The sequence below is a fragment of the Actinoplanes sp. NPDC049599 genome, from assembly GCF_044465625.1.
GTDB lineage: Bacteria > Actinomycetota > Actinomycetes > Mycobacteriales > Micromonosporaceae > Actinoplanes.
On sequence record NZ_JBITLX010000002.1, the window covers coordinates 216591 to 241486 of the forward strand.

Consider the following 24896-nt stretch of genomic DNA (forward strand, 5'->3'; position numbering starts at 1 on the left):
TGAGCGCTAACATTTCCGATGTCAACGGGTGAGTGGTTACAACGCGGCAACCTGGGCGAAACCGCTTCCGGCTGCTCAGGCGGGTGGGGCCACGCTCGCGCGTTCGACCAGCCGGGGCGCGATGACCACCCGGTTGGGCGGGGTCGCGGGGTCGGTGATCTGCGCCAGCAGCAGGTCCAGGCCCGCCTGGGCGACCGCGGCGAAGGAGGGCCGCACGGTGGTCAGCGGCGGGATGAAGTACGCCGCCTCGGGCACGTCGTCGAAGCCCACCACGCTCACGTCCTGCGGCACCCGGCGGCCGTGCTCGCTGAACGCGCGCAGCAGCCCGAGCGCCTGGTGGTCGTTGGCCGCGAAGACCGCGGTCACCTCCGGCATCCGGGCCAGCATCCGGCCGGCGTCGTAGCCGGAGGCCGCCGACCAGTCGGCGTTCACCAGCGGTGGCACCTCGGCGCCGGCCTCCTCCAGGGCGGCCCGCCAGCCCGCGATGCGCCAGGCCGCGTCGTACCACTCCGGCGGGCCGGAGATGTGCCAGACCGTACGGTGCCCGGCGGCGAGCAGGTGCCGGGTGGCGGCGCGCGCCCCGGCGGCCTGGTCCACGGTCACCAGAGTGTGCGTGCGCTCCGGATCGCCGTCGATGGTCACCAGCGGCACCCCGGCCGGCATCCCCTCGAGGGCGTCGTCGGCGGACTTCACCGGCGCGATCACCACCAGCCCGGCGACCCGCTGGTCCAGGTGCCGTTCCACCGCGCCCGCGATCGACTCCCGGTCCAGCCGGCCCACGCTGCCCACGCTGACCGCGAAGCCGGCCTCGGCCGCGGCCTGCTCGAAGGCGGCGAGCAGGGAGGCCGGGCCGTACAGGGTGCTGTTCTGCGCGACGATGCCGATCAGCTGGGAGCGGCCGGTGACCAGCGCCCGGGCCGCGCGGTTGGGCCGGTAGCCCAGCTCGGCGATGGCGGCCCGGACCCGCAGCCGGGTCTGCTCGCGGACGTTGGGATGATCGTTGAGCACCCGGGAGACGGTCTGGTGCGAGACGCCGGCCAGCCGCGCGACATCGGTCATGGCGGGGCTGCGCGCCGCGTGCACGTCCATCGCCGCACCTCGTCCCGTATCGGACAGCCATCCCGCGGCCGGCGCACAAAAGCGGGGTACGACGGTCCCGGAGTGTGGCCGGACCGTCATTGTTAGCGATAACAAGATCCGCGTCAACCAGCCGTTACGCCCGTTCCCCCGGCGACCCGTAGGCTCAGGGGTGATGCCAGCAGCGCCCGTTTCCCCGCCGCCCCACGGCCCTGTCGCGCTCGGCGCCGGCCACGAGACCGGCTTCGCCTCGCTGCGCGCGCCCGCCCCGCCGCGCGCCGAACGCTACGAGCTCGGCCGCTCGCTGCGGGAGCGCTCACCCCGTTCCGACCTGGCACAGTGGAGCCCGGCGGCGGACCGCGCCGACCCGGTCCAGCAGATCATCGACGCGCACGAGGGCCGGCTGCCCTGGCTCGTCCCGGTCCGGGTGGGCCGCATGATCGCCTCGCCGTACGCATTCCTGCGCGGCTCGGCGAACATCATGGCCGACGACTTCGCGTCGCTGCCCGCCACCGGCATCACCCCGGTCATCTGCGGCGACGCCCACCTGGGCAACTTCGGCTTCTACGCCTCCCCCGAACGGGAGCTGGTCTTCGACCTCAACGACTTCGACGAGGCCCACCCCGGCGCCTGGGAGTGGGACCTGCGCCGGCTGGTGACCAGCGTCTGGGTGGCCGGCCGGCAGAACGGCTTCCGCGAGCACGCCTGCGCCGACGCCGTCCGGCACTGCGTCGAGGAGTACCGCGAGCAGATCGCTCACCTCGCCGCGCAGCCGCTGCTGGCCCGCTCGTTCGCCGCCCTGGACGTCGACGACCTGCGCAAGGCGGCCACCAAACCCGGCTTCCGGGACGAGATCGAGCGCGCCGCCCGACGCGCCCGCCGGCGCACCAGCGACCGCGCGCTGCCCCGCTTCACCGAGCAGCACGACGGCACGGTGCGGCTGGTGCAGGAGCCGCCGCTGATCACCCGGCCGACCGAGCGGGAGGTGCAGCACCTGGCCGCCGCCCTGGACGGTTACCTGCGCACGCTGCCGCCGCACTGGGCGCGCATCCTGGCCGGCTACCGGATCGTCGACATCGCGCACAAGGTGGTCGGGGTCGGCTCGGTCGGGCTGCGGGCGTACGTCGCGCTGTGCGAGGGCAGCAGCCCGGACGACGTGGTGTTCCTCCAGCTCAAGCAGGCCCGCCGGTCGGTGATCGCGAAGCACCAGCACGGCGAGTCCGCCTGGCACCGGCACCAGGGCCAGCGCGTCGTGGAGTACCAGCAGGCCCTGCAGACGGTCAGCGACCCGCTGCTGGGCTGGGCGACGGTCGGCGACCGGCAGTTCTACGTGCGCCAGTTCCGGGACATGAAGGGCGCCATCGTGGTCGAGGACATCAACGCGGACGCGCTGGCCGACTACGCCGGGATCTGCGGCTACCTGCTGGCCAAGAGCCACGCCCGGACCAGCGGCGCGTCCATGATCGCCGGGTACATCGGCGGCAGCGACAAGCTCGACCACATGCTCAGCACGTTCGCCCGCGCGTACGCGGACCAGGTCGAGAGCGACCACCAACGCCTGGTCGCCGCGGTGCGCCAGGGCAAGCTACCGGCGGAGAACGCATGAGCGGCACCCTGTCCCTGTCCCTGCCCGCGGTGCTGGAGTTCTGGACGGAACGGCACCTCGCCACGCTGACCACGCTGCGCCGGGACGGCTCGCCGCACGTCGTACCGGTCGGCGCCACCGTGGACCCGGCGGCCGGGCTGCTGCGGGTGATCGCGTCCGGCGGGTCCGCCAAGGTCCGGCAGGTCCGCGCGGGCGCCGACCGGGTGGCGATCTGCCAGGTCGACGGCCCGCGGTGGAGCACGATCGAGGGCCGGGCGGTGGTCCGCGACGACCCGGAGTCGGTCGCCGAGGCCGAGCGCCGCTACGCCGAGCGCTACCGCCGGCCCCGGCCCAACCCGCAGCGGGTGGTCATCGAGGTGACGATCACCCGGGTGCTGGGATCGGCGAGCCTGGGCGCTACTGAAAACTCACGAGCTCCGGAACCGGCTTGAACTTGAGCACGTCGGCGGCCCGGTAGCGCTTGACGTCCTCGTCGTAGAAGAGCTTGTAGCCCAGGTGGAACTGCTGCGGGCGGCGCAGCCGCTGCCAGGTGGCGTTCTTCTCCGAGCGGGTGCCGAAGCCGTCGACGTGCTGCACCAGCGCCAGCCCCGGCCGCTGCCGAATGCTGGCGACGTCCGGCAGCATCGACGCCCGGAACTGGTGCAGCACGAACAGCTTCTGCGGCAGCGCGTGCCTGGTGACCAGGCCGGACAGGTAGCCGGACACCCGGTTGACCTCGGCCGCGCCGACCCGGCCGATGGTCCGGCCGGGCACCTTGCCGGCCGGCATCCGCCACTCCGGGTCCAGCGCGAGCCCGACGTGCGGCTGCACCAGGAACCGCTCCAGCAGCCGGGCCTGGGGCAGGAAGTCGCCGCGGCCCGGCTGCAGGTCGAGGATGACCAGCACCTTGTGGCGGCGGGCGTGGTCCACGTACTGCTGGATGCGGTCGAGCGGGATCATCCGGCTGTAGTCGCCGTCCGCGCCCGGGCCGGCCTGGGCGACGCTGGCGATCAGCTCGTACGCGACCTGCACCTTCCGGTCGCCGGCGAACGGCTCGGCGGCGGCCCGCAGCCGCGGCAGCGTCTTGTCCGGGCTGCGCTCGCCGAGCACGCCGAGCGCGCTGTTGCCCGCGGTGCCGTAATAGGCGACCACCCGGTACGCCGGGAAGATCTTCGTGCCGCCCAGGGGCAGCTGGGCCGGGGGCCTGGCGGCGGCCGGAGCGGGCGCGGGCGAGGTCGCCGGGACCGGGGCACTCGATCCGCCGATCACCGGCCGGGGCTTGTCGGCGCCGCAGCCGGCCAGCGCCACGAGGAGCAGGGTGGCGAGTACGGGTCGCACGTGTTCCTCCTTGGTCGGCGGGGCAGCGGCCACCGTACTGCCGCCCGCGGGTCATGTCAGCGCGCGTACCCCCACCGGATGAGTATGCGCACCCATCCGGGCAGGTCGCGGGCCCGGCAGGGTATCCGGCATGACCTCCACCACCGTGTCCGGCGCCGCCCCCGGCACCCTGGCGGCAGCGACCCCGCCCGGCCGTGACCGCTACGTCGACCTGCTCCGGGTCGCCTCGCTCGGCGTCGTGATCGCCGGGCACTGGCTGATGGCCGCGCCCGTGCTCGGCCCCGACGGCGGCACCCGCGTCACCAACGTGCTGGCGCTGGTGCCGCAGCTGCGGCCGATGACCTGGCTGCTCCAGGTGATGCCGGTGTTCTTCCTGGTCGGCGGGTTCGCGCACGCGACCGCGCTGGCCTCGATCCGGCGCCGCGGCGGCGGTTACGCCGACTTCGCCCGGTCCCGGACCGCCCGGCTGCTGCGGCCGGCGGCGGCGTTCCTGGCGGTCTGGCTGGTGCTGGCGCTGGGCGCGGGGCTGACCGGCCAGGACGACGGCCTGGCCCGGGTGGCCCTGCGGACGGCGGTGCAGCCGCTCTGGTTCCTCGGCGTCTATCTGGCGCTGGTCGCCCTCGCGCCGGCGATGTGGCGGCTGCACCGGCGCTTCGGCGCGCTGGTGCCGGTGGCCCTGCTCGCCGTGGCGGCGGGCGTGGACGTGCTGCGCTTCACCGGGCACCCGCGGGTGGCCGTGCTCAACCTGCTGGTGATCTGGGCCGGGGTGCACCAGCTCGGCTTCTTCTACGCCGACGGCACCCTGCAGCGTGGTGGCCGGCGGCTCGCCCTGCTGCTGGCCGGCGCCGGGCTGGGCGCGGTGCTGCTGCTGACGGGCGTGGGGCCGTACCCGGTGTCGATGGTCGGCGTGCCCGGCGAGGCGGTGTCCAACATGTCCCCGCCGACGGTGGCGCTGGCGGCGCACGCGGTGTGGCTGATCGGGCTGGTCCTGCTGCTGCGGGAGCCGGCGCTGCGGCTGCTCGCCCGGGCCCGGGTCTGGCGGGCGGTGGTGGCGGCGAACGGCCTGGCCATGACCGCGTTCCTGTGGCACCTGACCGCGGCGTTCGTGGTGCTGGCCGCGTTCGGCGGGTTGGCCGTGGCAGCGCCGGGCTCGGTCGGCTGGTGGCTGACCCGGCCGCTGTGGCTGGGCGCGGCGGCCCTGGTCACGGCCGTGCTGGTGGCGGCCTTCCGCCGCTTCGACGAGCCCCGACCCACGGTCATCACGGCCGGCTCGCCGGTCCGGGCCGCCGTCGGTGCGACGCTCTGCACGCTGGGCGTGCTCGGCATCTCGACCGTGGGGTTCGGTGCGCTGCTGGCCGGGCACTCGGCCACGCTGCTGGTCGTGCCGGTCACCGCGCCGGCGGCGCTGGCGCTGATCGCGCTGGGCGCGGGCCTGCTGCGGGCGGCGCCACCGCACCCGGGACGGCGGTAGATTTCAGCGGTGAGCAGCCTGGAGGCGGACCCCGAGGTCGGACACCCGGACGCGACGACGACCCCGGCGGGGGTGGAGGTGCTCGACGGCGCCCCGGTCGCGCTGGGCGGCCCGCGCGGGCTCGCGGTGACCCGGACCCTGCCCAGCAAGCACCGGCGGATGGTCGGCGCGTGGTGCTTCCTGGACGCGTACGGGCCGCATGCGCTGAACGGGTCGCCGGGGATGCGGATCGGCCCGCACCCGCACATCGGGCTGCAGACGGTGAGCTGGTTGGTCGCCGGGGAGATCCTGCACCGCGACAGCCTGGGCAGCCGCCAGCTGATCCGGCCGGGCCGGCTCAACCTCATGACGGCGGGACGCGGGATCTCCCACTCCGAGGAGACGCCGGCCGAGCACAGCGGCGTGCTGCACGGCGTACAGCTGTGGGTGGCCCTGCCCGGCACGGACCGCGACGTCGCACCGGCCTTCGCCCACCACGCGCGGCTGCCGGTGCTCGCCGACGGCGGCCTGACCGCGACCGTCCTCATGGGTGAGCTGGCCGGCGCGGTCTCCCCCGCCCGCTGCTACACCCCGCTGCTGGGTGCGGAGCTCACCCTGGCGGCCGGCCGCCGGGCCACCGTGCCGCTGCGACCCGATTTTGAGTACGCGGTGCTGGTCATCGACGGCGCGGGCACCGTGGCGGACGTGCCGGTCGGGCCGGGGCCGCTGCTCTACCTCGGCGCCGGGCGCACCGAGCTGCGGCTGACGGCCGGGCCGGAGACCCGGATGATGCTGCTGGGCGGCGAGCCGTTCGCCGAACGGATCGTCATGTGGTGGAACTTCGTGGGCCGCGACCACGACGAGATCGTGGCGGCCCGGCAGGCTTGGGAGGAGCGCGCGGGCGGCGGGCGCTTCGGCACCGTCCGCGGCTACGACGGCCCGGACATCCCGGCCCCGCCGATGCCGATCACCCGCCTGGTGGCCCGCGGCCGCACCCGCTGACCTGCGGAGATCCACTGAGTACGCCGCACCGACCCGGCTTGACGCTGGTCGCGGGCGGGCGGATCGTCAGAGGGGTAACCATGCACGCGGGCTGAAGGAGGGCACCGTGAGCCTGCTCGACGTGGGGAAACTAGCCCTCATCACCGTCACACCCACCCTGATCGGCGCCGCGGTCGTCTACACGCCGCGCTGCTGGGCGGCCCTGGTCCGGGCCTGGCCGCACCGGCCCGCCGAGCCGCAGCCGACCGGGCCACCGATCGAACAGCTCGCCGCCGACCTGCGCCGGCTGCTGCGGCTGCACGACGAGCTGACCCGCTCGGCGCACATCGCGATGCTGGCCCACCGCCTCTGGGCGGTGGAGGCGGCCATCGGCGGCCGGGCGGTGGAGGCCGCCCGGGCGCTCGACGTGCCGCACCGGCAGCCCGCGCAGCTGGAGATGCTCACCCGGGCGGAGCTGAGCCGGCTGCTGGAGAGGCTGGCCCTCGCGGGGCTGATCCTGCCGACGCCGGTCGCACCGTTCACGGAGGACGGTCGGCTCTGAGCCGGCACCCGCCGCGGGTGGCGGTGGAGAGTCGAAACGGCGGCGTGTGCACCCGCCGCCGTTCCTCGGCCCCGGCTGGTGGCGACCTACAGAGGGGGGCGGGGGCCGCCGGCCGGGGAGTTCATCGTGGACAGGGTCCAGGCGGCGCAGGACCACCCGGCCCGCGGCGCGTACGGCGCCGAGAGCGTGTCGTGTTTCTGTCACTTCGGCGGCCCGCCGCCGGAACGGGCGGCGGGCCACGGGCCGGCACAGCGCCGGACCGGCCCGTGCTCCCACGGTGACATCCGGACCGGCCATGATCCGTGCGGCCGCGACGTGTCCCTCGCCACCGTCACAGCGGGTGAGCCGGCCGTCGGCTGCCGACGCGCCATTCCGTGTCCCCTTTCTGAGACGGTCATTAAGAATGGCTTAAATTCCGTGGCAGGCCACACCGCGGAAACAATGAGGGCGGTTCATGAATGGGTGACGACCGCAGCCGTCACGGTCACTTTCCGTCAATTGCCAAAAACCTTCCGTGCACCGGGCCTCAAGAATGAACCGCTGGGCGTCCGCATCCGTACTGTCTGTCGACGGTCCATACCCGGCGGGCCGCGGCGCCGGGGCGGATCCGGGCGTCAGGGGCGCTCCGGAGCCGCGTGACGCATCCCCGCGGGCGGTAGCGCTCTACGCAAAACCGTGGTTAACCTTCCAACTCGTACCGCAGGGGGAAGGTGCTACCGGGCGCGTGGGGCGCGGACGCGGTAGCGGAGGACGGGGGACGGATGCGGCAGCGGGCGGACGCAGCGCAGCCTCTGTCGTGCCCCGCCACGGGTCGCCGGGCCGGGGTGACCCGATGAGTTTCGAGGACGACGAATACTGGGAATCGGAGTACGACGACAACCCGAAACGGCCGTACGGTGACACCACCGCGACCGCCCGGGATCCGTACGCCGATGCCGTCGCAGCCCGCTGGGGCGCCGATACCCGTCGTCCGCCGACCCGCGCGAAATACGTCCAAGAGGACGATTTCGACGACTCACCCCAGCAGCCGCAGAACCCGGTCCCGTTCGAGCCGGCCGTCGACGAACTGGCCGAACGCCGCCGCCAGCGCCGGCAGGACGGCTACCAACGGTCACCGAATCGCGACAAACACATCAAGCAGGCGTTCGACAGCGAGCGCCCGAGCTGGCTCGACGACCCCGCGTTCGCCCCGGCCGACCTGGACGCGGCGCCCGTCTCACCGCCCGGCGCCGAGGGCTGGCAGCGCCGCAGCCTCGACTTCGACGAGCTGGAGTACGACGACCGCGACTTCGACGAGCGGGACTGGGAGGAGCAGCGGCGCTACACCGCCTCCCGCCGCAACCGCGTCATCGAGAGCTGGGACGACGCCCCGGCCGCGGACCAGCAGCCCCGGCGCGGCCGGCGCGACGTGGCGCAGCCGGTCAGCGGGCGCGCCCGGGTGTCGCCGCCGGTGCCCACCGAGCCGCCCACGGAGCGTGACGGTGAGCTCGTCGCGGGCCTGTACCGGCCCCGCAAGCAGGACTTCGACCCGCTGGTGGACGAGCTGCCGGCTGCGGACGTACCGGAGGAGCAGACGCCGGAGGACGGCAGCGGACCACGGGTGGTGAGCAAGGCCCCGGGACCGGTGGTGCCGCGCGTGCTGAGCAAGGCGAAGCCGCCGGCGGCCCCGCGCGTGATCAAGAAGGCCGAGCCGCCGGCGATGCCCCGCGTGGTCAAGAAGGCCGAGCCGCAGACGGCGACGCCACGGGTGGTGACGCCCGCGCTGCCGAACGTGCCGAAGACCCCCGCGGCGTCGGCGCCCGCGGAGATCATCCGGCCGGCGACGCGGCGGCCGGACGTGCCGGCGACGCGGCGGCCGGACGTCCCGGCGACGCCGGACCAGGGCGGATACGAGCGGGCGCCGCGGAACGCTCCGGGGCAGGGCGGGTCGCAGCGGAAGCCGCGGGTCGGTTTTGTGTCGCCGTCGGGGGTGTCCGCGGAGGCGCCGGTGAGCCCGGCGGGGTTCGACGAGGTGCGTCCCGGGTCGCCGGCCGCGGGGCGGGCTCCGGTCAGCCCGGCCGCCTTCGACGAGATGCACCCCGGGTCGCCGGCCGCGTTCGACGGCGGGCGTCCCGGGTCAGCGGGCGCATTCGACGGCGGGCGTCCTGGGTCGGCGGGTGCGGGGTGGGCTCCGGACGCTCCGGCCGCGCTGGTTCCCGGGCAGGATCCTCGTGCTGTGCCGCCGGCCGGCCGGCCGGGTGCTGTGGGGCCGGCCGATACCCGCGCGGCGGAACCCGTCGGGCTGCTTCCCGGCCAGGACCCCACCCGCCCGGGTGCGGTGCCGCCGGGTGGCGATCACCGGCCCGCGAGCGCGCCGCCGGCCGGTCCGGGCAACCGGCCGCCCGTCCAGCCCGCCGCCGCGCCACCGCCGATCCCGGCGTCCACCCCGGCGCCGATCCGACCGGCCGCGCCCACACCGATCCGACCGGCCGCGCCGGCGCCGATCCGGCGACCCGCGTTCGGCGAGACGCCGCAGAGCCCGGCCGCTCCGCAGGCACCGGCGGCGTTCACTCCGTGGGCCGACGGCGACCAGGGCGCCACGCCGCGGGACGACCCCCGGTCCCCGCACGGCTTCCCGGCCGGCACCGACCCGCGCGCCGTGCCCGTGCACGACCCCCGCTATTCCCCGCCGCAGCACCCGCAAGACGCTGACCAGCAGGCCCTGCACGACCCCCGGGCATTCCCCCCGCCGGGACCGGCCGCCACGGACCCGCGCGGCGTGCCCGTGTACGACCCCCGCTACTCCCCGCCGCAGCACCCCCGCGGCCTCCACGACACCGACCCCCGCATCGCAGCTCCCCGCGGCCTGTCCGAGACCGACCCGCGCATCGCGGCTCCCCGCAGCCCGTCCGAGACCGACCCGCGCATCGCAGCTCCCCGCAGCCCGTCCGAGACCGACCCGCGCATCGCAGCTCCCCGCAGCCCGTCCGACACCGACCCGCGCATCGCGGGCCCGCGCGGCCGGCGTCCCGCGTCGGCCGCGGGTGGCCGGACGTCCTTCGGCGACGGCTCGACGGCCGAGACGCCGATCGTCGGCGGACCGCGCACCGCGATGATCACCTCCACCGGTACGCCGACCGCCGTCCCGCCCTCGCAGCGGCCCCCGTCGCGCACCGCTCCGGCCGCCTACACGCCACCGTTCGACCGGCCGGTCAGCAGCGTCCCCGCCCAGGTCAGGCCCGTTACAGCCATGCCGGTGTCGCCCGCCGCCACCGGCCCCGCGCTCGAAGGAGAGGTGCTTCCCGCCCGGCACACCGGTCCCGCCGCACCCGGCCGGAGCACCGACGAACTGCCGATCATCAGCCCGTCGTCGCAGCCGGAACCGCCCACGGTCGGCCTGGTCCGGCCGGAATCCCCCGCACCCGCGGGCGCCGACGGGCCGGGGCAGCACCGCGGCTCGACGGTGCAGGTGCCTGCCCAGCGTCCGCCCACGGCCGACCGCATCGTCGTGCCGGAGCAGGCCGCGCAAAGTCACCTGGCCGAACCGGACACCCAGGCCCGCCCCGGCCAGCCGCGGCACGCCGGACGCCCGACGGCGGTGCCGCCGCAGCCTCGCCACGGCGGCACGGACACCCCGCCGCAGCCGGACGAAGCCGCCCGTTACGCCGGCGCCCAGCAGCAGTCCGAAACCACCTGGCAGACGGAAGCCGCCCAGCAGGGCCAGACCGCCTGGCAGACCGATGCCGCCCAGCAAGGCGACGCAGTGCGGCCGCAGACCGATGCGGGTCGGCACACCCAGGCTGGTCGGCGGGCGGAAGCCGCCCGCCAGGCCGATCTACTGGCCCGCCAGGCCGAGGCCAACCGGCAGGCCGACGCGGCACGGCAAGTTGAGGCAGAGCGGCACGCCCAGGCCGAGCGCGACGCCGAGGCCGCCCGCCAGGCCGCTGCCGCTCGCCAGGCCGACGCGGCCCGCCAGGCCGAAGCCGCCCACCAGGCCGACCTGCTGGCCCGCCAGGCCGAGGCCAACCGGCAGGCCGACGCGGCCCGCCAAGCCGAAGCCGCCCACCAGGCCGACCTGCTGGCCCGCCAGGCCGAGGCCAACCGGCAGGCCGACGCGGCCCGCCAAGCCGAAGCCGCCCGGCTTGCCGAGGCCGAGCGCCAGGCGGAAGCAGCCCGGCAAGCGGAAGCCGCCCGGCAGGCGCAAGCTGCCGCCCGCCAGGCCGAGATGGAGCGCCAGGCGGAAGCAGCCCGGCAGGTCGAGGCCGCCCGGCAGGCGGAAGCAGCCCGGCAGGAAGCGGCGCGCCAGGCCGAGGCCGCCCGGCAGGCCGAGATCGCTGCCCGCGAGGCCGAGGCCGCCGCCCGCCGCGCGGAGGCAGCCCGGCAGGCCGACGCTGTCCGCCGCGCCGAAGCAGCCCGCCGGGCCGAGGAGGCGGACCGGCAGGTCGAGCAGGCCCGCCAGGCCGCCATCGCCGCCCGCCAGCTCGAGGCCGAGCAGCACGCCGAAGCGATGCGCCGGGCCGAGGAAGCGCGCCGGTTCGAGGCCGAACAGCGGGCCGCGGCGGTCCGCCGCGCCGAGGAAGCCCACCGGGCCGAGGAGGAACGCCGCGCGGCGGAACTGGCCCGGCAGACCCAGGCGACCAGGCTCGCCGAGGCAGCCTTCCGCGCCGGCGGCGTCCCGACGGCTCCTGCCACCCCGCCCCACCCGGCCGCGCCCGACCCGGCCACCACCCACCACGCGGCCGCGACCAACAGCCAGGCCGGGGCGAGCAGCCAGACCGATACCCGCAACCAGGCAGCGCCCACCTCGGCCGTAGCGGCGCCGCTACGGACCGGGCCGGTCAAGAATCCCGGGTCCGCCGCACCGGTCTCGCCCGTCCCACCGGCCACCCGGCCGGGCCCGAACCCCGCCGCGAACGCCGCGCCGATAGGCCGCCTGATCACCTCCGGGCCGTCGGAGCCGATCAAGTACGCCGACTCGGAGCTCGGCCCGACCTGGTTCGGCGCCAAGCCCAAGCCCGACACCGACACCGACACCGACACACCCTCGGCGAAGCCCGCCGACAGCGACTCACCCCTGTCTCCGGAGAGCGCGACGCAGGACCCGCCCGCGGCCGACGCCGACGGCGCCGTGCTCGATCTGGACATCACCGGCCTGATGAACGGGCTGGTCGGCGCCGCGGGTGTCATGTCACCGGAGCAGGCGCCGGACGAGCAGCAGCCGGCCCCCGACCCCACCCCCGCGCAACCCTTCGGCGGGCCGGACGCCTCCCCCGCCACGGTCGAGCCCGCCCGGCCCAAGCCGCTCGGCCCGGAGGATCTGGCTGCGATCCGCTGGCGGCTCGACGGCGCCACCCTGCGCGAGGTTGTCGACGACCGGGACGCGCTGCGGGAGCTCGGGGAACGGCTCGACGGACCGCTCGCCGACGAGCAGGACAACGTCGCGCGGGCCGGTCTGCTGAGCGTCCGGGCCGAGGTCTACCGGCTGCTGGACGAGCTGGGCATGGCCGCCGCCGCGAGCCGGTTGGCGCTGGCGCACGCCGAGTCGGCCGGGGATGTGCAGGCCACCGTCATCGCCCAGGCCGAGCTGGCGCACGTGTTGCGGCTGCGCGGCGACTACGCCGAGGCCGACCGGCTGTTCGAGCAGGCCGCGAGTTCCGAGGCGCCCGAGCTGCTGCGCAGTGTCGTGCACGAGAACGCCGGGCGCAGCGCCTTCGATCAGGGGCGGCACATGGAGGCCCTTGATCATTTCGCCCGGGCGGTGCGGCTGGGGCTGCCCGACGACCAGGAGCTCATGCAGCGGATCGATGTGGCGCTCGAGGCGATCTACATCCACGTGCTGCGGGACGGCTGGGGTCCGTACCCTCGGTTGCGCCGGGAGATCCTCGGCCTGGTCAGGGCCGCGGTTCCGGAACGAAGCTAGGCACCCGGTCGACGTTGTGCCGCTCGCCGGCGACCGAGACCCGGCCGCGGCCGGAGGTCTTCGCCTGGTAGAGCGCCGCGTCCGAGGCCGCGACGAGATCCGCCACCGTGCGCACGTCCCCGGGCAGCACCGCGAGGCCGATGCTCACGCCCGGCGGTCCACCCGGCAGGTCGTGGCGGTCCGCGATGGCGGCCCGCAGCGCGTCGGCGACGCCCACCGCGGCGCGGCGGCCCATCCGCAGCAGCAGGACGAACTCGTCGCCGCCGAGCCGGGCGGCGACGCCGCTGTCGCCGGCGACCCGGCGCAGCGCGTCCGCGACGGCCCGCAGCACCCGGTCGCCCTCGGCGTGGCCGAAGGTGTCGTTGATCGCCTTGAAATGGTCCAGGTCGATCGTGAGCAGGGCCAGCGAGCCATCGGTACGGTGTGCCCACCCGCCCGCCGCAGCCAGCGCCTCGTCGAAGTAGCGGCGGTTCGCCAGGCCGGTGAGGTGGTCGGCGTGCGCCTGTTGTTCCAGCACGTCGCGCAGTCGGTCGGCGCGGATCCGCAGGCTCTGCACCACCGTCGCGGCCATCGTCATCGCCAGCACCATCGCGACCCAGTCCGAGGCGCCCTTCTGCGTGCCGAGGACCGCGAACACGGTGGCCGCGTCGCCGGCGAACACCAGCACCAGGTTGGCGTAGAGGACCCGGCGGCTGAGGAAGTTCGCCGTGTACAGGATGGGCCAGAGGTAGAACAGTTGCGCGCCGGTGGAGGCGTCGTGGGTGGCGAAGTTCAGGCCGGCCACGACCATGGTGGCCACCGGCGGGGCGAGGAACCAGAACGCCCTCGGCAGCACCGCGGGACGGCGCCAGCAGACCACCCCGATCACGGCCATGAAGATGCCGATCGAGAACGCGACGGTCAGGGTGAGCGCGCTGATGCCCGGTACGAGGCACGCGGTCACCAGCACGTACGGCGAAGCGGCGAGGGTCAGGTATGCGACCGCCCGCGAGGCACCGTGCAGATCACGGAGCTCGTAAGCGGGGGCCTCCACCCGATGCGACACGCTCTTTGTTCGGCCACCGGGCCGCCCACTTGAGGCTTTCCTGACATGGGTCAGGCTGGTGGGACAGGTGGGACCGCCGGGCCGCGCCGGGCCAGAGTGACGCCCAGGCTGGCGAGGCTGACCAGCAGCAGCGCCGCCACCTCCCGCAGGCCGAGGCGCTGGTGCAGCACGACGAGCCCGGCGACGGCCGCGGCGGCCGGTTCGAGGCTCATCAGGATGCCGAAGACCCGGGTCGGCATCCGGCGCAGCGCGTTGATCTCCAGCCCGTACGACACGACCGACGACAGCAGCGCGACCGCGGTGGCGCCCAGCAGCAGCGACGGGTGCGCGAGCACCGCCGCCGCGCCGTCCGTGCCGAACGGCAGGACCAGCACCGCCGCGACCGCCAGCGCCACCGCCAGCCCGCCGGTGCCCGGCACCAGCGTGCCCAGGTGCGCGCTGGCCAGGATGTACCCGGCCCAGCACAGCCCGGCCGCGAACGCGAGCAGCAGCCCACCCAGCGGCGCCGTCAACCCGGAGCCCAGGCCGAGCAGCGCCACTCCCCCGCCGGCGAGCAGCGCCCAGAGCAGGTCGACCAGGCGGCGGGTCTGCGCCAGCGTGAGCAGCAGCGGGCCGAGGAACTCGACGGTCACGCCGACGCCCAGCGGCACCGTCCGCAGCGCCAGGTAGAAGAGCAGGTTCATGCCCGCCATCGCCACGCCGAGCAGCACGGCCGCCCGCCACGCGGCGCCGGACCAGGCGCCCACCTTCGGCCGGAACGCGACACCGAGGACCACCGCGGCGATGGACAGGCGCAGCAGCGTGACCCCGGCGGCGCCGAGGTCGTCGAAGAGCGTCCGGGCGACGGCGCTGCCGACCTGGACGGACGCGATGGCGGCCAGCACGAGCAGCGGCGCCGGCACGGTGGTGCGTTCGCGGACGGTGCTGGTCATTCGGTCCGCAGCGCGACGACGGGGTCGAGCCGGCCGGCACGCTGCGCGGGCACCACCCCGAACACGATGCCGACCAGCGCGGAGACGCCGAACGCGAGCGCCAGCGACCACCAGGTGACGGCGGCCGGCACCGGCGACAGGCGGTCGACGAGCAGCGCGGCGGAGATGCCGAGCGCCATCCCGATGACGCCTCCGATCGTGGTGAGCAGGACCGCTTCCAGCAGGAACTGCAGGCCGATGTCCCGGGGCCGGGCGCCGACCGCTTTGCGCAGGCCGATCTCCCGGGTCCGTTCCCGCACGGAGACCAGCATGATGTTGGAGACGCCGACCCCGCCGACGAGCAGGCTGATCCCGGCGATGGCGGCCAGCACCCCGGTCAGCACGCCGAGGATGTCGCCGAGCACGCCGAGGATCTGCTCCTGGGTGACGGCGCTGAAGTCGCTGTCGGGGTGGCGTTCGCTGAGCGTCGCGACGACGTTCGCGCCCAGGGTGTTGATGCGCTCGCGGTCGGGGGCGCGGATCGCCAGGCCGTCGACGCGGTCGGTGCCGAGCAGCCGCTGGGCGGCGGTGATCGGCACGTGCACCTCGTTGTCGCGGTCGACGCCGAGGCTCTGGCCGAGTCGTTCGAAGGTGCCGATCACCCGGAACCGCACCCCGCCGATGGTGATCTGCCGGCCGATCGGGTCGCGGTCGCCGAAGAGCTGGTCGGCCACGCCCGCGCCGAGGACGGCGACGCGGCGGGCGGTGTTGACGTCCGAGCGGGTCAGGTAGCTGCCGCGGTCCAGCCGGCGGACGAAGACGGTCGGGGTGGTCTCCAGGACGCCCTGCAGGCTGGAGAAGGTGGACCGGCTGCCGGCCCGGACGGTCTCTCCGGAGGCGACCGTGACGGCGACCCGGCTGCGGTCGCCGACCACGCGGGAGACCGCGTCGACGTCGTCCAGCGACAGGGTCGACACCGAGGGCGCGGAGCCGGCCTCGAGCCGGCCCGGCACGACCAGCAGCAGGTTGGAACCCAAACCCTCGACCTGCTGCTCGATCTGCTGCTTGGTCCCGGTGCCGATGGCCACGAGCGCAACCACGGCGGCTACGCCGATGACCACGCCGAGCATGGTGAGGATGCTGCGCAGCCGGTTGGCGCGCAGCGCGTCCAGGGCGACCCGCCAGGCCTCAGCCAGCCTCACGCGCCGCCGCCCCCGGCCGGCCCGTCCACAGCCACGCCGCCCGCAGCCACGCCGCCCGCAGCCACGCCGCCCGCGGGCGCGCCGGCGGCCGGAGCGCCCGCGACCACACCGCCCCCGGCCGGAGCGCCCGCGACCACGCCGTCCGCGGGCGCGGCGACGGCGGGGCCGCTGCCCGCGGGCGCGCCGGCGGCGGCTGTCGGTGCTGAGGAGTCCTCGACGATCAGCCCGTCGCGCATCACGATCTGGCGGTGGGCCCGCGCCGCGACGTCCCGGTCGTGGGTGACCAGGACGACGGCGACGCCCTCGGCGTTCAGCGACTCGAGCAGGGCCAGCACCGATTGGCCGGTGGTGGTGTCGAGGTTGCCGGTGGGCTCGTCGGCGAGCAGCACCGAGGGGCCGGTGACCAGCGCGCGGGCGATGGCGACGCGCTGCTGCTCGCCGCCGGACATCTGGTTGGGCCGGTGGTCCATCCGGTGGGCCAGGCCGACCCGGGCCAGCATCTCGGCGGCGCGGGCCCGGCGCTCGCGGCGGCCGATGCCCCGGTAGACCAGCGGCAGCGCGACGTTGTCCCGTGCGGTGGTGCGGGCGAGCAGGTGGAACGACTGGAAGACGAAGCCGATGGTCTTGTTGCGCAGCAGCGCCATCTCGGGCGGCGACAGCTTGGCGACGTCGCGGCCACCGATCAGCAGGGTGCCGCCGGTGGGCCGGTCGAGGCCGCCGAGCAGGTGCATCAGGGTGGACTTGCCGGAGCCGGAGGCGCCCACGATGGCGAGGTAGTCGCCGTCGGCCACGGTCAGGGAGACGCCGCGCAGGGCGGGAACGGAGACCCCGTCCAGGTCATAGGTGCGCGAGACGTCCGTGGCGACGATCGCCGGGGGGCCGGCGGCGGTGCTCCGGCTGGTGGTCACGGCACGGTCTGCCCGGGGCTGACCTGGTCTGCACCGCCCACGATGATCTGCTGCCCCGCGCCGATGCCGGAGACCACCTGCACCTTGTCCTCCCCCTGCACGCCGAGGGTGACCGGGACCCGCTCGGCCCGGCCGCCGCGGACCGTCCAGACGGTGTCGCGGCCGTCGGCGGAGACCACCGCGGACGCCGGCACGGTCACCGCGTCGGCCGCCTGGCGGACCTGGAGCCGGACGATGGCGCTCATGCCCGGGCGCGGGGTCGGCGCGGGCCGGCCGTCGGCATACTCGCCCCTGCCCAGGGTGAGCCGCACGCGGTAGGAGACGCCGCCGCGTGCCGAGGTGGTGGGCAGCAGGTCCACGGCGCGCACGGTGGCCTGATAGGTGGCGCCGGTGGCGGCGTCGAGCTCGGCGGTGGCCTTGCCGCCGGCCGCGACCAGTAACACGTCGGTCTCGTCCACCTCGGCGGCCAGGCCGAGCTTGCCGGTGTCGACGATGGTGAGGATCGGGGTGCCGGGGCCGACCGTCGCGCCCCGCGGCACCGCGGTGTCGACGCCGGCCGGGGTTGCCTGGGCCGGGGCGCCGGCGGCGGCCGCCGCGGCGGGATCGGCGAGCAGGTCGGTCAGCGATGACGAGCCGCCGGTGGCGGTGCCGCCGAGCTGGACCACGCCCGAGACGGGGGCGCGCAGGGTGAGCGCCTCGACGGCCGCCTCGGCCAGGTCGTATGCCTGCTGGGCCTGCAGCCGCTGGGCCGTGCCGAGCGCGCTGACCGCCTGGCCCAGGCTCGCCACGCCGCGCTGCACCGAGCGCTGGGCGGCGCCGGCCGCGTCGGAGGCGGCTTCGTACTGCTGCTGGGATGCCGTGACCTGGGCCAGCAGCGCGGCCTTGAGGTCGGCGTCGGTGACCTTGGCGGCGGCCTCCCGGGCGGCGGTGAACGCCTTGTCGGCGCGTTGGTCGGTGCGCTGCCGGGCGGCGGTGAAGCCGGCCGTGCCGCCGCCGGCCGGCACGCCGCCGGAGGACGCCGCGTCCAGGGCGCGGGCGGCCTGCTCCAGGCGCTGCTCGGCGGCGGGCGACTCGATCACCGCGACCACCTGACCCTTGCGGACCTGGTCACCGGCGTCGTAGCGGAGCTCGGCGAGGGTGCCCTCGGCGGGTGAGCTGACCGTGGCGGCGGCGCGGGCGGTCACCGAGCCGGAGGCCTCGACGATCTCGGCGACGGTGCCCATCGCGGCGGCGCCGACGGTGACGCCGGACGGCTCGTCACCGCAGGAGGCGGCGGTCAGCGGCGGCAGCAGAACGACGGCGACCAGCAGCGTGCGGGCGCGGCGGCGGGGGCGAGACACGAGCGCCACTCTATGCCGGGGCACCGACGAAAAACCCGGGCCGATCGGACACCTGATCGATATCGGTCGCACACGGTTTGATACCGCACGGCTGTCGGTTATCCGCCCGATGGCCGACCGGCACCTGACTGCCCAGCTCACGGCCGGATGTGAGGCTGGTGACCGAGCCCGCTCGACGAGCTCACCACATGGCACAATCGGCCGACGGTTGAACCGGGTGCCCCTCGGCATCCGTAACCCAGGTCACGTGCCACATCCGCGTAAGCGAAGGACGGGACCCATGCAACGCGCCGACGAGCTGACGGTGGTGCATCACGACGACACCGTCAGCCGCTTCATCGATGTCACCTACACGCTGGACCGCCAGGGTCTGCGGGTGCTGACCGCGGCCGGCGACGAGCAGGCGTTCGGCCGGCACGACGTGCTCACCACGCACGCCAGCCTGGCCCACCGGGAGCTGGCAGCCTGACCCCGGCCCACCCCGCGTGCCACGAAGGCCCACCGCGCGCCCGGAAAGGCCGCGGCTCACCCCCGTACCGGAAAAAGAAGGCCCGCCGGCAGCAGCCGGCGGGCCCTCGCGGAGCCGATCAGGTGCCCGGCCGACGGCCGATGACCTTGACCGTCATGCCGATCTTGCCGATCTTGTAGTACTTCTTGGCGTCCGCCGGCAGCAGGTTGACGCAGCCGTGCGAGCCCCGCCACGCGTCGTGGATGTACGTGGTCGTCTCGTGGAAGCCCCGGCCGCCGATGAAGCGCTGCCAGTACGGCAACCACACGTCGTACGGGTCGGACCATTCCTTCTTGGTGCGCTTGTTGATCTTGAAGGTGCCCGCCGGCGTGCGGTACCCCTTCATGCCGGTCCGGGTGACCGTCGGCTTGGCGTAGACCTTGCCGTTCTTCATCACCCAGGTCGTCTGCTGCGTCAGGTTGATGCAGAACGTGTAGCCCGACTTCTTCGCCTTGCACTTCGACGTCTTCGTGGCGGCGATCCGCTTGGCCACTCCGTGCGTCGTCGGGCCGGCCAGGCCCGCGGCCGGCTTGATGCCGAACCGCTTCTGGAACTTCTTGATCGCGGCGCAGTCGGCGGCGGACTGCTTGCCGTCCACCGAGACCGTGCCGTAGCCGCCGATCTTCTTGAGGTAACCCTCGACCTGCTTCTGGTACTTGCCCGTCGAGCACGAGGCCGCGGCGGCCTTCGTGACGACGACGGCGGTTATCGGTGTGACACTGACCGGCGCGGCGCTGGCCGCGGCCGGGGACAGCAGCACCGCGCCGAGCCCACCGCCGACCGCCAGCGCCAGCGCGGCGGCGGCGAGGCGTGCGGAAACCCGTTGCACTCCCAAATCGTCCTCCCCAGGAGATGTGTCCGCACATCGAAGCACACCGGTGCTCCTGGGAAGGTCAGCCGGACGACCGTGGCATCAATCCGGGAGGTGGCACCTCACTGCGGGGTGGCGAAATCCTGCACCCAGTAGGGGGTGCGGTCGGCCGCGAACGCCAGGCCCACGCCCACTTCGCGCAGGTCACAGTCCATGATGTTCGCCCGGTGCTCCGGGCTGTTCAGCCAGCCGGTGACGACCTCGGCCACGCTGTCCTGGCCGCGGGCGATGTTCTCGCCGTACCGTGACCACTGGTAACCGGCGTCCTGCACCCGGTCACCGGCGCGCTCACCGCGCGAGTCCTCGTGCGCGAAGTAGCCGCGCCGCGCCATCTCGGCGGCGTGCCGGTTCGCCGCCACGATCAGCCGCCGGTCCACCGCGAGGTTGTCGCAGCCGCCCCGCCGCCGGCTCTCGTTGACCAGGGTCAGCGCCTGCTGCTGCACGGAGCCGTGGGGGTCGGTGGAGAGCGCCTGGCTGGTCGTCACGTCCTGCTGCGCGGCCGCGACGGTCGCGGACCGGCCGCCGCGCGCGGGCTTGTCGGCAGCCGGCTTCCCGGCGGGCCGGTCGGCCGCCGCGGCGGGCTTCGCCGCGGTCGGGGAGGCCGGCGCGGGACGGGTCACGGCGTCGTCGGCAGCCGGGCGGCCGGGCGTCGCGGCGCCGGGCCGCTGCGCCGCCGGCTTCGCCGGATCAACCCCATCCCCCGGCTCGGTGGCGGCGGGCGCGGCCTGGCCGGCCGGATCCATCGGTACGGCAGGCAGCCCGGCACCCACCGGCACGCCGTCAGCACCCGGCAGCTGGGGGATCTCCGGCAGGTCGGGCAGAGCCGTGGACGGCGCCGCCGGCGTCTCCTCCGCCACCGCGGTGGTGGCGAGCATGATCCCGCCGGCCAGCACCGCCGAGACCGCGGCGGTCACCACGACAGCTGACTTGCGCATCCCGTTTGTCTCCCTCTGCCTCGCCGCGCCGCGCCCCGTGCGCGCCGCCCTCGAGGTGGACCAACGGCAGGACCACCGGGCGGTGACTGGGCCAGGTTCCGGCCACTTCTCCCCCGATGCCCGGCCACACCGCCGTTGAGCTGGGGTTTCGCGGGAAAGCCGGAAGCACCGACGTCGCACAAACGCACGGACAAAAAGGACACTTCACCCTTTCGGGGTAGCCCGGGCGGGCGCACTTGTGGACCGCTGCGGAGGTACTGGGACCCCGGCGGGCATCGCTAGCGTGCTCCGGTGCGCAACCGCTATCTGGACCTGCTCCGCGCCGCCGCCATCGCCCGGGTGATCGTCTACCACCTGTTCGGCTGGCCGTGGCTGTCGATCCTGCTGCCCGCGATGGGCATCATGTTCGCCCTCGCCGGCTCGCTCACCGCGGCTTCGCTGGACAAGCGCGCGGCCGGCCAGGTGATCACCTCGCGGCTGCGCCGGCTGTTGCCGCCGCTGTGGTTGCTGGCGGTGGTCGCGGTGCCCGCGATGCTCTACCTCGGCTGGACCCGCCAGGACGGCGGCGACGAGCCCCTGAGTTGGAAGCTCGGCCTGTGGCTGCTGCCGATCGGCGACCCGCCGGGCAGCGAGCGCGGCATCGACGTCTGGGAACCGCTCTGGTACATCCGGGCGTACCTGTGGTTCGTGCTGCTGTCGCCGCTGCTGTACCTGGCGTACAAGAAGATCGGCTGGGCCGCGGTGGCCGCGCCGATCGTCGGCATCGCGGTGCTCGACAAGACCGGCTTCACCCTGCCGTTCGGCCGGGCCGACGCGGCGATGTGGGACTTCGCCACCTACGGCGCGTGCTGGATCGCGGGCTTCGCCCACCACGACGGCCGGCTGGCCCGGATCCGCCCGGGCCTGGTAGTGGCCGCCTCGGCGATCCTCGGCCTGGCCGCGTTGTACTGGCTGCGGGGCCACGCGGACGACGCGGGCTGGGACCTGAACGACGTGTCGGAGTCGCAGGCGCTGTGGTCGCTGGCCTTCGTCCTGCTGGCGCTGCGCTGGCAGCCGGACACGAGCTGGCTGGAGCGCAACCCCCGGGTGAACGGCGCGGTGAACCTGCTGAACGCGCGCGCGGTGACGATCTACCTGTGGCACAACATCGCGATCGCGGCGATCTGGCCGGTGCTGACAGTGCTGACGCTGGACGACCTGGGCGACCTGGACGGGCCGACGGACCTGATCGCCTCGCTGGCGTTGACGGCGGCGGCGGTGCTGGCGTTCGGCTGGGTCGAGGACCTGGCGGCACGCCGGCGGCCGGCCCTGTGGCCCACCGGTGGCGGCGGGCCGCGAAAGGTCGATCCTGCCCCCGCGACCGGCGCGGACGAGCCGGCCTCGCGGCCCACCGGCGCTCCGGGCCCGGTCGCCGGCTTCGCACCCTCCGGTGTGGACGTTCCCGCTCGCCGGGACGGCCCGCCGGCACCGGGTGCGGCGGTGGAGGCGCCCTGGGCGAGGGCCGCGGCGGCGCCGATCGTGCTGGGCGAGTCGGGCTTCATCGCGCGGCAGCGGGGCTACGTCGCGCCGTTCCCCGAGGCCGAGGTGAACTTCGGGCTGCCCGGCGCCGGGGCTCGGCACGCCGCTCCGTCCGTACCGGTCATCTCCGGGCCGCAGGGGCCGGTCGAGCCCGCCGGACCGGCCGGGCCACCGGCGCAGGCCCGGCGGCACGATCCGGATGACCGGGAGGCGGCGATCCCGTGGTTCGGCGGGGAGCACGACGTGCCACGCTGACCCCCGGCGCCGGGGTTTCGGGGACGCGACGGACTGAAACATTCTCGCTAAATAACCCGAAATGACGGCTAGCCTTAGCGAATGGTGCAGCCGGGACAAATGGCGCCATCTGCAGAGGCGCCTGCGGGAAACAGCTCGCTCGTCTTCCGAGCCGGGCCGCTGCTCTGTGCCCTGCGCCTCGGCGAGGTCATCGAGACCATGCGGCCGCTGGCCACCCACCCGCTGGCCGGCACCCCGGCGTTCGTGACCGGCATCTGCATCCTGCGCGGCATCCCCACGCTGGTGATCGACGTGGCCCGGCTGCTCGGCGGGGCCGCGGCCGAGGTGTCGCGGTTCGTGGCGGTCCGGACCGAACGCGGCCCGGTGGCGTTCGCGACCGGGACCATCCTCGGCGTGCGCGCGGTCAGCGCGGACGGCGCGGAGCCGCACGCGGCGCTGCTCGGGGACGCGCCGGCCCGGCTCATCGCCGCCGTCGGCACGATCGACGCCGTGCCGGTGCTGCTGTTGCAGAGCATGCGGCTCGTACCGGACGAGGTCTGGGCCGCCGCGGCCGCCCTGGCGGTGCCGTCATGACCGTCGCCGCCGAGCTCACCCGGTTCCGCGCCCTGCTCGCGACCAAGCTCGGCTGGACGTTCGACAACAACGACGCCCCGCAGCTGGCCGAGGTGCTCGGCAGGCGGTCCGACCAGTACGGGCTCGGCCGGGCGGCCTACCTGGACCGGCTCGCGGCGAACGACTGGGACATCGAGCTGACCACGCTCGCCGAAGAGCTGACCATCAACGAGACCTACTTCTACCGCCACGGCGAGCAGTTCCGGGCGCTCGCCGAGATCGCCCTGCCCGAGCGGATCGAGGCCCGCGCGGCGCAGCGGGTGCTGCGCATGCTCTCCGTCGGGTGCTCCTCCGGCGAGGAGGCGTTCACGCTGGGCATCGTCGCCCGGGAGAGCCGGCCCGACCCGGACTGGATCATCTCGGTGCTGGGCCTGGACGCCAACCCGGCGGTGCTGCGCCGGGCGGCGCGGGGGCAGTTCTCGGCCTGGTCGCTGCGGGAGACCCCGGACGGCATCCGGCAGCGGTGGTTCCATCCGCACGAGGGCGGTTTCGAGCTGGCCGCCGCCATCCGGTCGCTGGTGCAGTTCCGGCAGTACAACGTGACGAACGACGACGAGGCCCTGTGGCACGCGGACCAGTACGACGTGGTGTTCTGCCGCAACCTGCTGATGTACCTGACCCCGGAGGTCCGCGCGTCCCTGGTGCAGCGGATGACCCGTGCCCTCGCGCCGGGCGGTTACCTCTTCCTCGGGCACACCGACTCGCTCGGCAGCCGTCCCGACGGGCTCGAGCCGCAGCACACGCACCAGACGTTCTACTACCGTCGCCCGCCGCGGGGCACCGCTGCGCCGGTCGCCGCGGGTCCGCAGGCCGGGATGGTGTCGGCGGGTCCGCGACCCGTGCCGCCCCCGCCGGCGGAGTCCGGCGTCCACGAGCGGGCGATGCGGCTGCTGATCGACGAGCGGTTCGCCGACGCGCTGCGGATCGTCGAGGACGAGGCCACCGACCGGCCCACGCCGCGTGACCTGCTGCTGCGCGCGGTGCTGCTGGCGCACGCCGGCCGCATCGACGACGCCGAGATGGTCTGCCGGCGGCTGCTGGACGTCGACGGTCTCTACGCCGACGCGCACCATCAGCTCGCCGTCTGCCTGGAGGGCGGCGCGGCGGTGGACGTGGCGATCGGGCACTACCGGCTGGCCGCGTACCTGGATCCGGACTTCGCGATGCCGCGGCTGCGGCTGGGCCTGCTCGCCCGCCGGCGCGGGGAGAACCGGATCGCCGGGCCGGAGCTGGACCGGGCGCTGACCCTGCTGCGCCAGGAACGCGACGAGCGGATCGCGCTGTTCGGCGGCGGCTTCGGCCGGATCGCGCTGACCACGCTCTGCCGCGCCGAGCTCGACGCCTGCGGGGCGTACCGATGACGCCGACCGACGTGACGGACCGCCTCGCCGACCTGCGCGCCGACTTCGACCGCTCCTTCACCGAACCGGCGCGCCAGCACGACGCCGAGTACGCCGAGCTGCTGGCGATCCGGGCCGGCGGCCGCCCGTACGCGCTGCGGCTGTCCCAGGCGTCCGGCGTGCACTCCGACCGCCCGGTCACGCCGCTGCCCGGTCCGCAGGCCGCGCTGCTGGGTGTCGCCGGCTTCGGCGGGGCCATTCTGCCCGTCTACGACCTGGCGGCGCTGCTCGGGCATCCCGTGCCGGAACGCCCCCGCTGGCTCGCGCTCGCCAGCGGCACCCCGCCGCTGGCACTGGCGTTCCACGGTCTCGACGGCCACTTCCGGGTCCCGGCCTCGATCATCGTCGCCGAGGCGGACGGCCGGGCGGGGCGCGACGTGCTGCGCGGGATGGTCCCGCTGCCGGGCGGCATCCGGCCGATCGTGGACCTGCCGGCGGCCCGGGCGGTCGTGCACCAGCTGACCGGACACACCACGTACAACACCGAGGAACGGTGACG

General features: G+C 74.9%; 20 protein-coding genes. 11 read left to right on the top strand and 9 right to left on the bottom strand.

Annotated elements, in window-relative coordinates; all coding sequences use genetic code 11:
* Positions 1 to 75: 75 nt before the first annotated feature.
* Complete coding sequence (locus ACIBQZ_RS04205; protein WP_396086988.1) at positions 76 to 1089, bottom strand: LacI family DNA-binding transcriptional regulator; 1014 nt, start codon at positions 1087 to 1089, stop codon at positions 76 to 78.
* A gap of 163 nt (positions 1090 to 1252) precedes the next feature.
* On the opposite strand from ACIBQZ_RS04205, the gene ACIBQZ_RS04210 reads away from it, so the two are divergent.
* Both ACIBQZ_RS04210 and ACIBQZ_RS04215 read left to right on the top strand, forming a co-directional pair.
* Entirely contained in the window at positions 1253 to 2683 is a 1431-nt protein-coding gene (locus tag ACIBQZ_RS04210; RefSeq protein ID WP_396086989.1) for a DUF2252 domain-containing protein, read from the top strand.
* Positions 2680 to 3114 (top strand): pyridoxamine 5'-phosphate oxidase family protein, encoded by a 435-nt coding sequence (locus ACIBQZ_RS04215; protein WP_396086990.1) that lies wholly within the window; start codon positions 2680 to 2682, stop codon positions 3112 to 3114. Before ACIBQZ_RS04210 ends, ACIBQZ_RS04215 begins: the two co-directional genes overlap by 4 nt.
* Here the strand turns inward: ACIBQZ_RS04215 and ACIBQZ_RS04220 are convergent.
* Positions 3080 to 4000: a hypothetical protein gene (locus ACIBQZ_RS04220; RefSeq protein ID WP_396086991.1), complete on the bottom strand. Its 921-nt coding sequence runs from the start codon at positions 3998 to 4000 to the stop codon at positions 3080 to 3082. The genes ACIBQZ_RS04215 and ACIBQZ_RS04220 overlap by 35 nt on opposite strands.
* A 130-nt stretch (positions 4001 to 4130) precedes the next feature.
* Here ACIBQZ_RS04220 and ACIBQZ_RS04225 point away from each other — a divergent pair, with 130 nt between their 5' ends.
* The 4 genes from ACIBQZ_RS04225 to ACIBQZ_RS04240 all read left to right on the top strand — a co-directional run bounded on the left by ACIBQZ_RS04225 (position 4131) and on the right by ACIBQZ_RS04240 (position 12892).
* A complete protein-coding gene (locus ACIBQZ_RS04225) occupies positions 4131 to 5471 on the top strand; it encodes an acyltransferase (protein WP_396086992.1) in 1341 nt (446 codons plus the stop codon).
* A gap of 9 nt (positions 5472 to 5480) precedes the next feature.
* Positions 5481 to 6452 (top strand): pirin family protein, encoded by a 972-nt coding sequence (locus tag ACIBQZ_RS04230; protein WP_396086993.1) that lies wholly within the window; start codon positions 5481 to 5483, stop codon positions 6450 to 6452.
* A gap of 106 nt (positions 6453 to 6558) precedes the next feature.
* On the top strand, positions 6559 to 6993 hold the full coding sequence (locus ACIBQZ_RS04235; protein WP_396086994.1) for a hypothetical protein: 435 nt from the start codon (positions 6559 to 6561) through the stop codon (positions 6991 to 6993).
* A gap of 832 nt (positions 6994 to 7825) precedes the next feature.
* The gene (locus tag ACIBQZ_RS04240) at positions 7826 to 12892 is read left to right on the top strand and encodes a hypothetical protein (RefSeq protein ID WP_396086995.1); all 5067 of its coding nucleotides are present in this window, start codon (positions 7826 to 7828) and stop codon (positions 12890 to 12892) included.
* Here the strand turns inward: ACIBQZ_RS04240 and ACIBQZ_RS04245 are convergent.
* The 5 genes from ACIBQZ_RS04245 to ACIBQZ_RS04265 form a co-directional block, all read right to left on the bottom strand.
* Complete coding sequence (locus ACIBQZ_RS04245; protein ID WP_396086996.1) at positions 12864 to 13925, bottom strand: GGDEF domain-containing protein; 1062 nt, start codon at positions 13923 to 13925, stop codon at positions 12864 to 12866. The two genes, ACIBQZ_RS04240 and ACIBQZ_RS04245, sit on opposite strands and share 29 nt — an antisense overlap.
* Positions 13926 to 13987: 62 nt before the next feature.
* Positions 13988 to 14869, bottom strand: a complete 882-nt coding sequence (locus ACIBQZ_RS04250; RefSeq protein WP_396086997.1) for an EamA family transporter — start codon at positions 14867 to 14869, stop codon at positions 13988 to 13990.
* Positions 14866 to 16050 (bottom strand): ABC transporter permease, encoded by a 1185-nt coding sequence (locus tag ACIBQZ_RS04255; protein ID WP_396086998.1) that lies wholly within the window; start codon positions 16048 to 16050, stop codon positions 14866 to 14868. Before ACIBQZ_RS04255 ends, ACIBQZ_RS04250 begins: the two co-directional genes overlap by 4 nt.
* A complete protein-coding gene (locus ACIBQZ_RS04260) occupies positions 16047 to 16958 on the bottom strand; it encodes an ABC transporter ATP-binding protein (RefSeq protein WP_396086999.1) in 912 nt (303 codons plus the stop codon). Before ACIBQZ_RS04260 ends, ACIBQZ_RS04255 begins: the two co-directional genes overlap by 4 nt.
* Positions 16955 to 18298 carry an efflux RND transporter periplasmic adaptor subunit gene (locus ACIBQZ_RS04265; RefSeq protein WP_396087000.1) on the bottom strand — a complete coding sequence of 448 codons (1344 nt, stop codon included), beginning with the start codon at positions 18296 to 18298 and terminating at the stop codon, positions 16955 to 16957. Before ACIBQZ_RS04265 ends, ACIBQZ_RS04260 begins: the two co-directional genes overlap by 4 nt.
* A 280-nt stretch (positions 18299 to 18578) precedes the next feature.
* Between ACIBQZ_RS04265 and ACIBQZ_RS04270 the strand changes: the two genes are divergently transcribed.
* On the top strand, positions 18579 to 18767 hold the full coding sequence (locus tag ACIBQZ_RS04270) for a hypothetical protein (protein WP_396087001.1): 189 nt from the start codon (positions 18579 to 18581) through the stop codon (positions 18765 to 18767).
* 118 nt (positions 18768 to 18885) lie between these two features.
* On the opposite strand, the gene ACIBQZ_RS04275 is transcribed toward ACIBQZ_RS04270, so the two are convergent.
* Both ACIBQZ_RS04275 and ACIBQZ_RS04280 read right to left on the bottom strand, forming a co-directional pair.
* On the bottom strand, positions 18886 to 19635 hold the full coding sequence (locus tag ACIBQZ_RS04275) for a L,D-transpeptidase family protein (RefSeq protein ID WP_396087002.1): 750 nt from the start codon (positions 19633 to 19635) through the stop codon (positions 18886 to 18888).
* Positions 19636 to 19739: 104 nt separating this feature from the next.
* Positions 19740 to 20612, bottom strand: coding sequence for a CAP domain-containing protein (locus tag ACIBQZ_RS04280; protein WP_396087003.1), 873 nt, complete (start codon positions 20610 to 20612; stop codon positions 19740 to 19742).
* Between the two features lie 291 nt (positions 20613 to 20903).
* Here ACIBQZ_RS04280 and ACIBQZ_RS04285 point away from each other — a divergent pair, with 291 nt between their 5' ends.
* The 4 genes from ACIBQZ_RS04285 (at position 20904) to ACIBQZ_RS04300 (ending at position 24894) form a co-directional block, all read left to right on the top strand.
* Complete coding sequence (locus ACIBQZ_RS04285) at positions 20904 to 22385, top strand: acyltransferase family protein (RefSeq protein ID WP_396087004.1); 1482 nt, start codon at positions 20904 to 20906, stop codon at positions 22383 to 22385.
* 99 nt (positions 22386 to 22484) lie between these two features.
* A complete protein-coding gene (locus ACIBQZ_RS04290) occupies positions 22485 to 22958 on the top strand; it encodes a chemotaxis protein CheW (protein WP_396087005.1) in 474 nt (157 codons plus the stop codon).
* Positions 22955 to 24358, top strand: coding sequence for a CheR family methyltransferase (locus ACIBQZ_RS04295; protein ID WP_396087006.1), 1404 nt, complete (start codon positions 22955 to 22957; stop codon positions 24356 to 24358). Before ACIBQZ_RS04290 ends, ACIBQZ_RS04295 begins: the two co-directional genes overlap by 4 nt.
* Positions 24355 to 24894 carry a chemotaxis protein CheW gene (locus tag ACIBQZ_RS04300; protein ID WP_396087007.1) on the top strand — a complete coding sequence of 180 codons (540 nt, stop codon included), beginning with the start codon at positions 24355 to 24357 and terminating at the stop codon, positions 24892 to 24894. Before ACIBQZ_RS04295 ends, ACIBQZ_RS04300 begins: the two co-directional genes overlap by 4 nt.
* The last annotated feature ends 2 nt before the right edge of the window (positions 24895 to 24896 follow it).

Bases quoted from the DNA above. Each gene is read 5' to 3' on its own strand.
- ACIBQZ_RS04205 (WP_396086988.1), bottom strand. From the start codon at position 1,089: ATGGACGTGCACGCGGCGCGCAGCCCCGCCATGACCGATGTCGCGCGG.
- ACIBQZ_RS04225 (WP_396086992.1), top strand. From the start codon at position 4,131: ATGACCTCCACCACCGTGTCCGGCGCCGCCCCCGGCACCCTGGCGGCA.
- ACIBQZ_RS04210 (WP_396086989.1), top strand. From the start codon at position 1,253: ATGCCAGCAGCGCCCGTTTCCCCGCCGCCCCACGGCCCTGTCGCGCTC.
- ACIBQZ_RS04270 (WP_396087001.1), top strand. From the start codon at position 18,579: ATGCAACGCGCCGACGAGCTGACGGTGGTGCATCACGACGACACCGTC.
- ACIBQZ_RS04250 (WP_396086997.1), bottom strand. From the start codon at position 14,869: ATGACCAGCACCGTCCGCGAACGCACCACCGTGCCGGCGCCGCTGCTC.
- ACIBQZ_RS04280 (WP_396087003.1), bottom strand. From the start codon at position 20,612: ATGCGCAAGTCAGCTGTCGTGGTGACCGCCGCGGTCTCGGCGGTGCTG.
- ACIBQZ_RS04290 (WP_396087005.1), top strand. From the start codon at position 22,485: ATGGCGCCATCTGCAGAGGCGCCTGCGGGAAACAGCTCGCTCGTCTTC.
- ACIBQZ_RS04240 (WP_396086995.1), top strand. From the start codon at position 7,826: ATGAGTTTCGAGGACGACGAATACTGGGAATCGGAGTACGACGACAAC.
- ACIBQZ_RS04215 (WP_396086990.1), top strand. From the start codon at position 2,680: ATGAGCGGCACCCTGTCCCTGTCCCTGCCCGCGGTGCTGGAGTTCTGG.
- ACIBQZ_RS04295 (WP_396087006.1), top strand. From the start codon at position 22,955: ATGACCGTCGCCGCCGAGCTCACCCGGTTCCGCGCCCTGCTCGCGACC.
- ACIBQZ_RS04300 (WP_396087007.1), top strand. From the start codon at position 24,355: ATGACGCCGACCGACGTGACGGACCGCCTCGCCGACCTGCGCGCCGAC.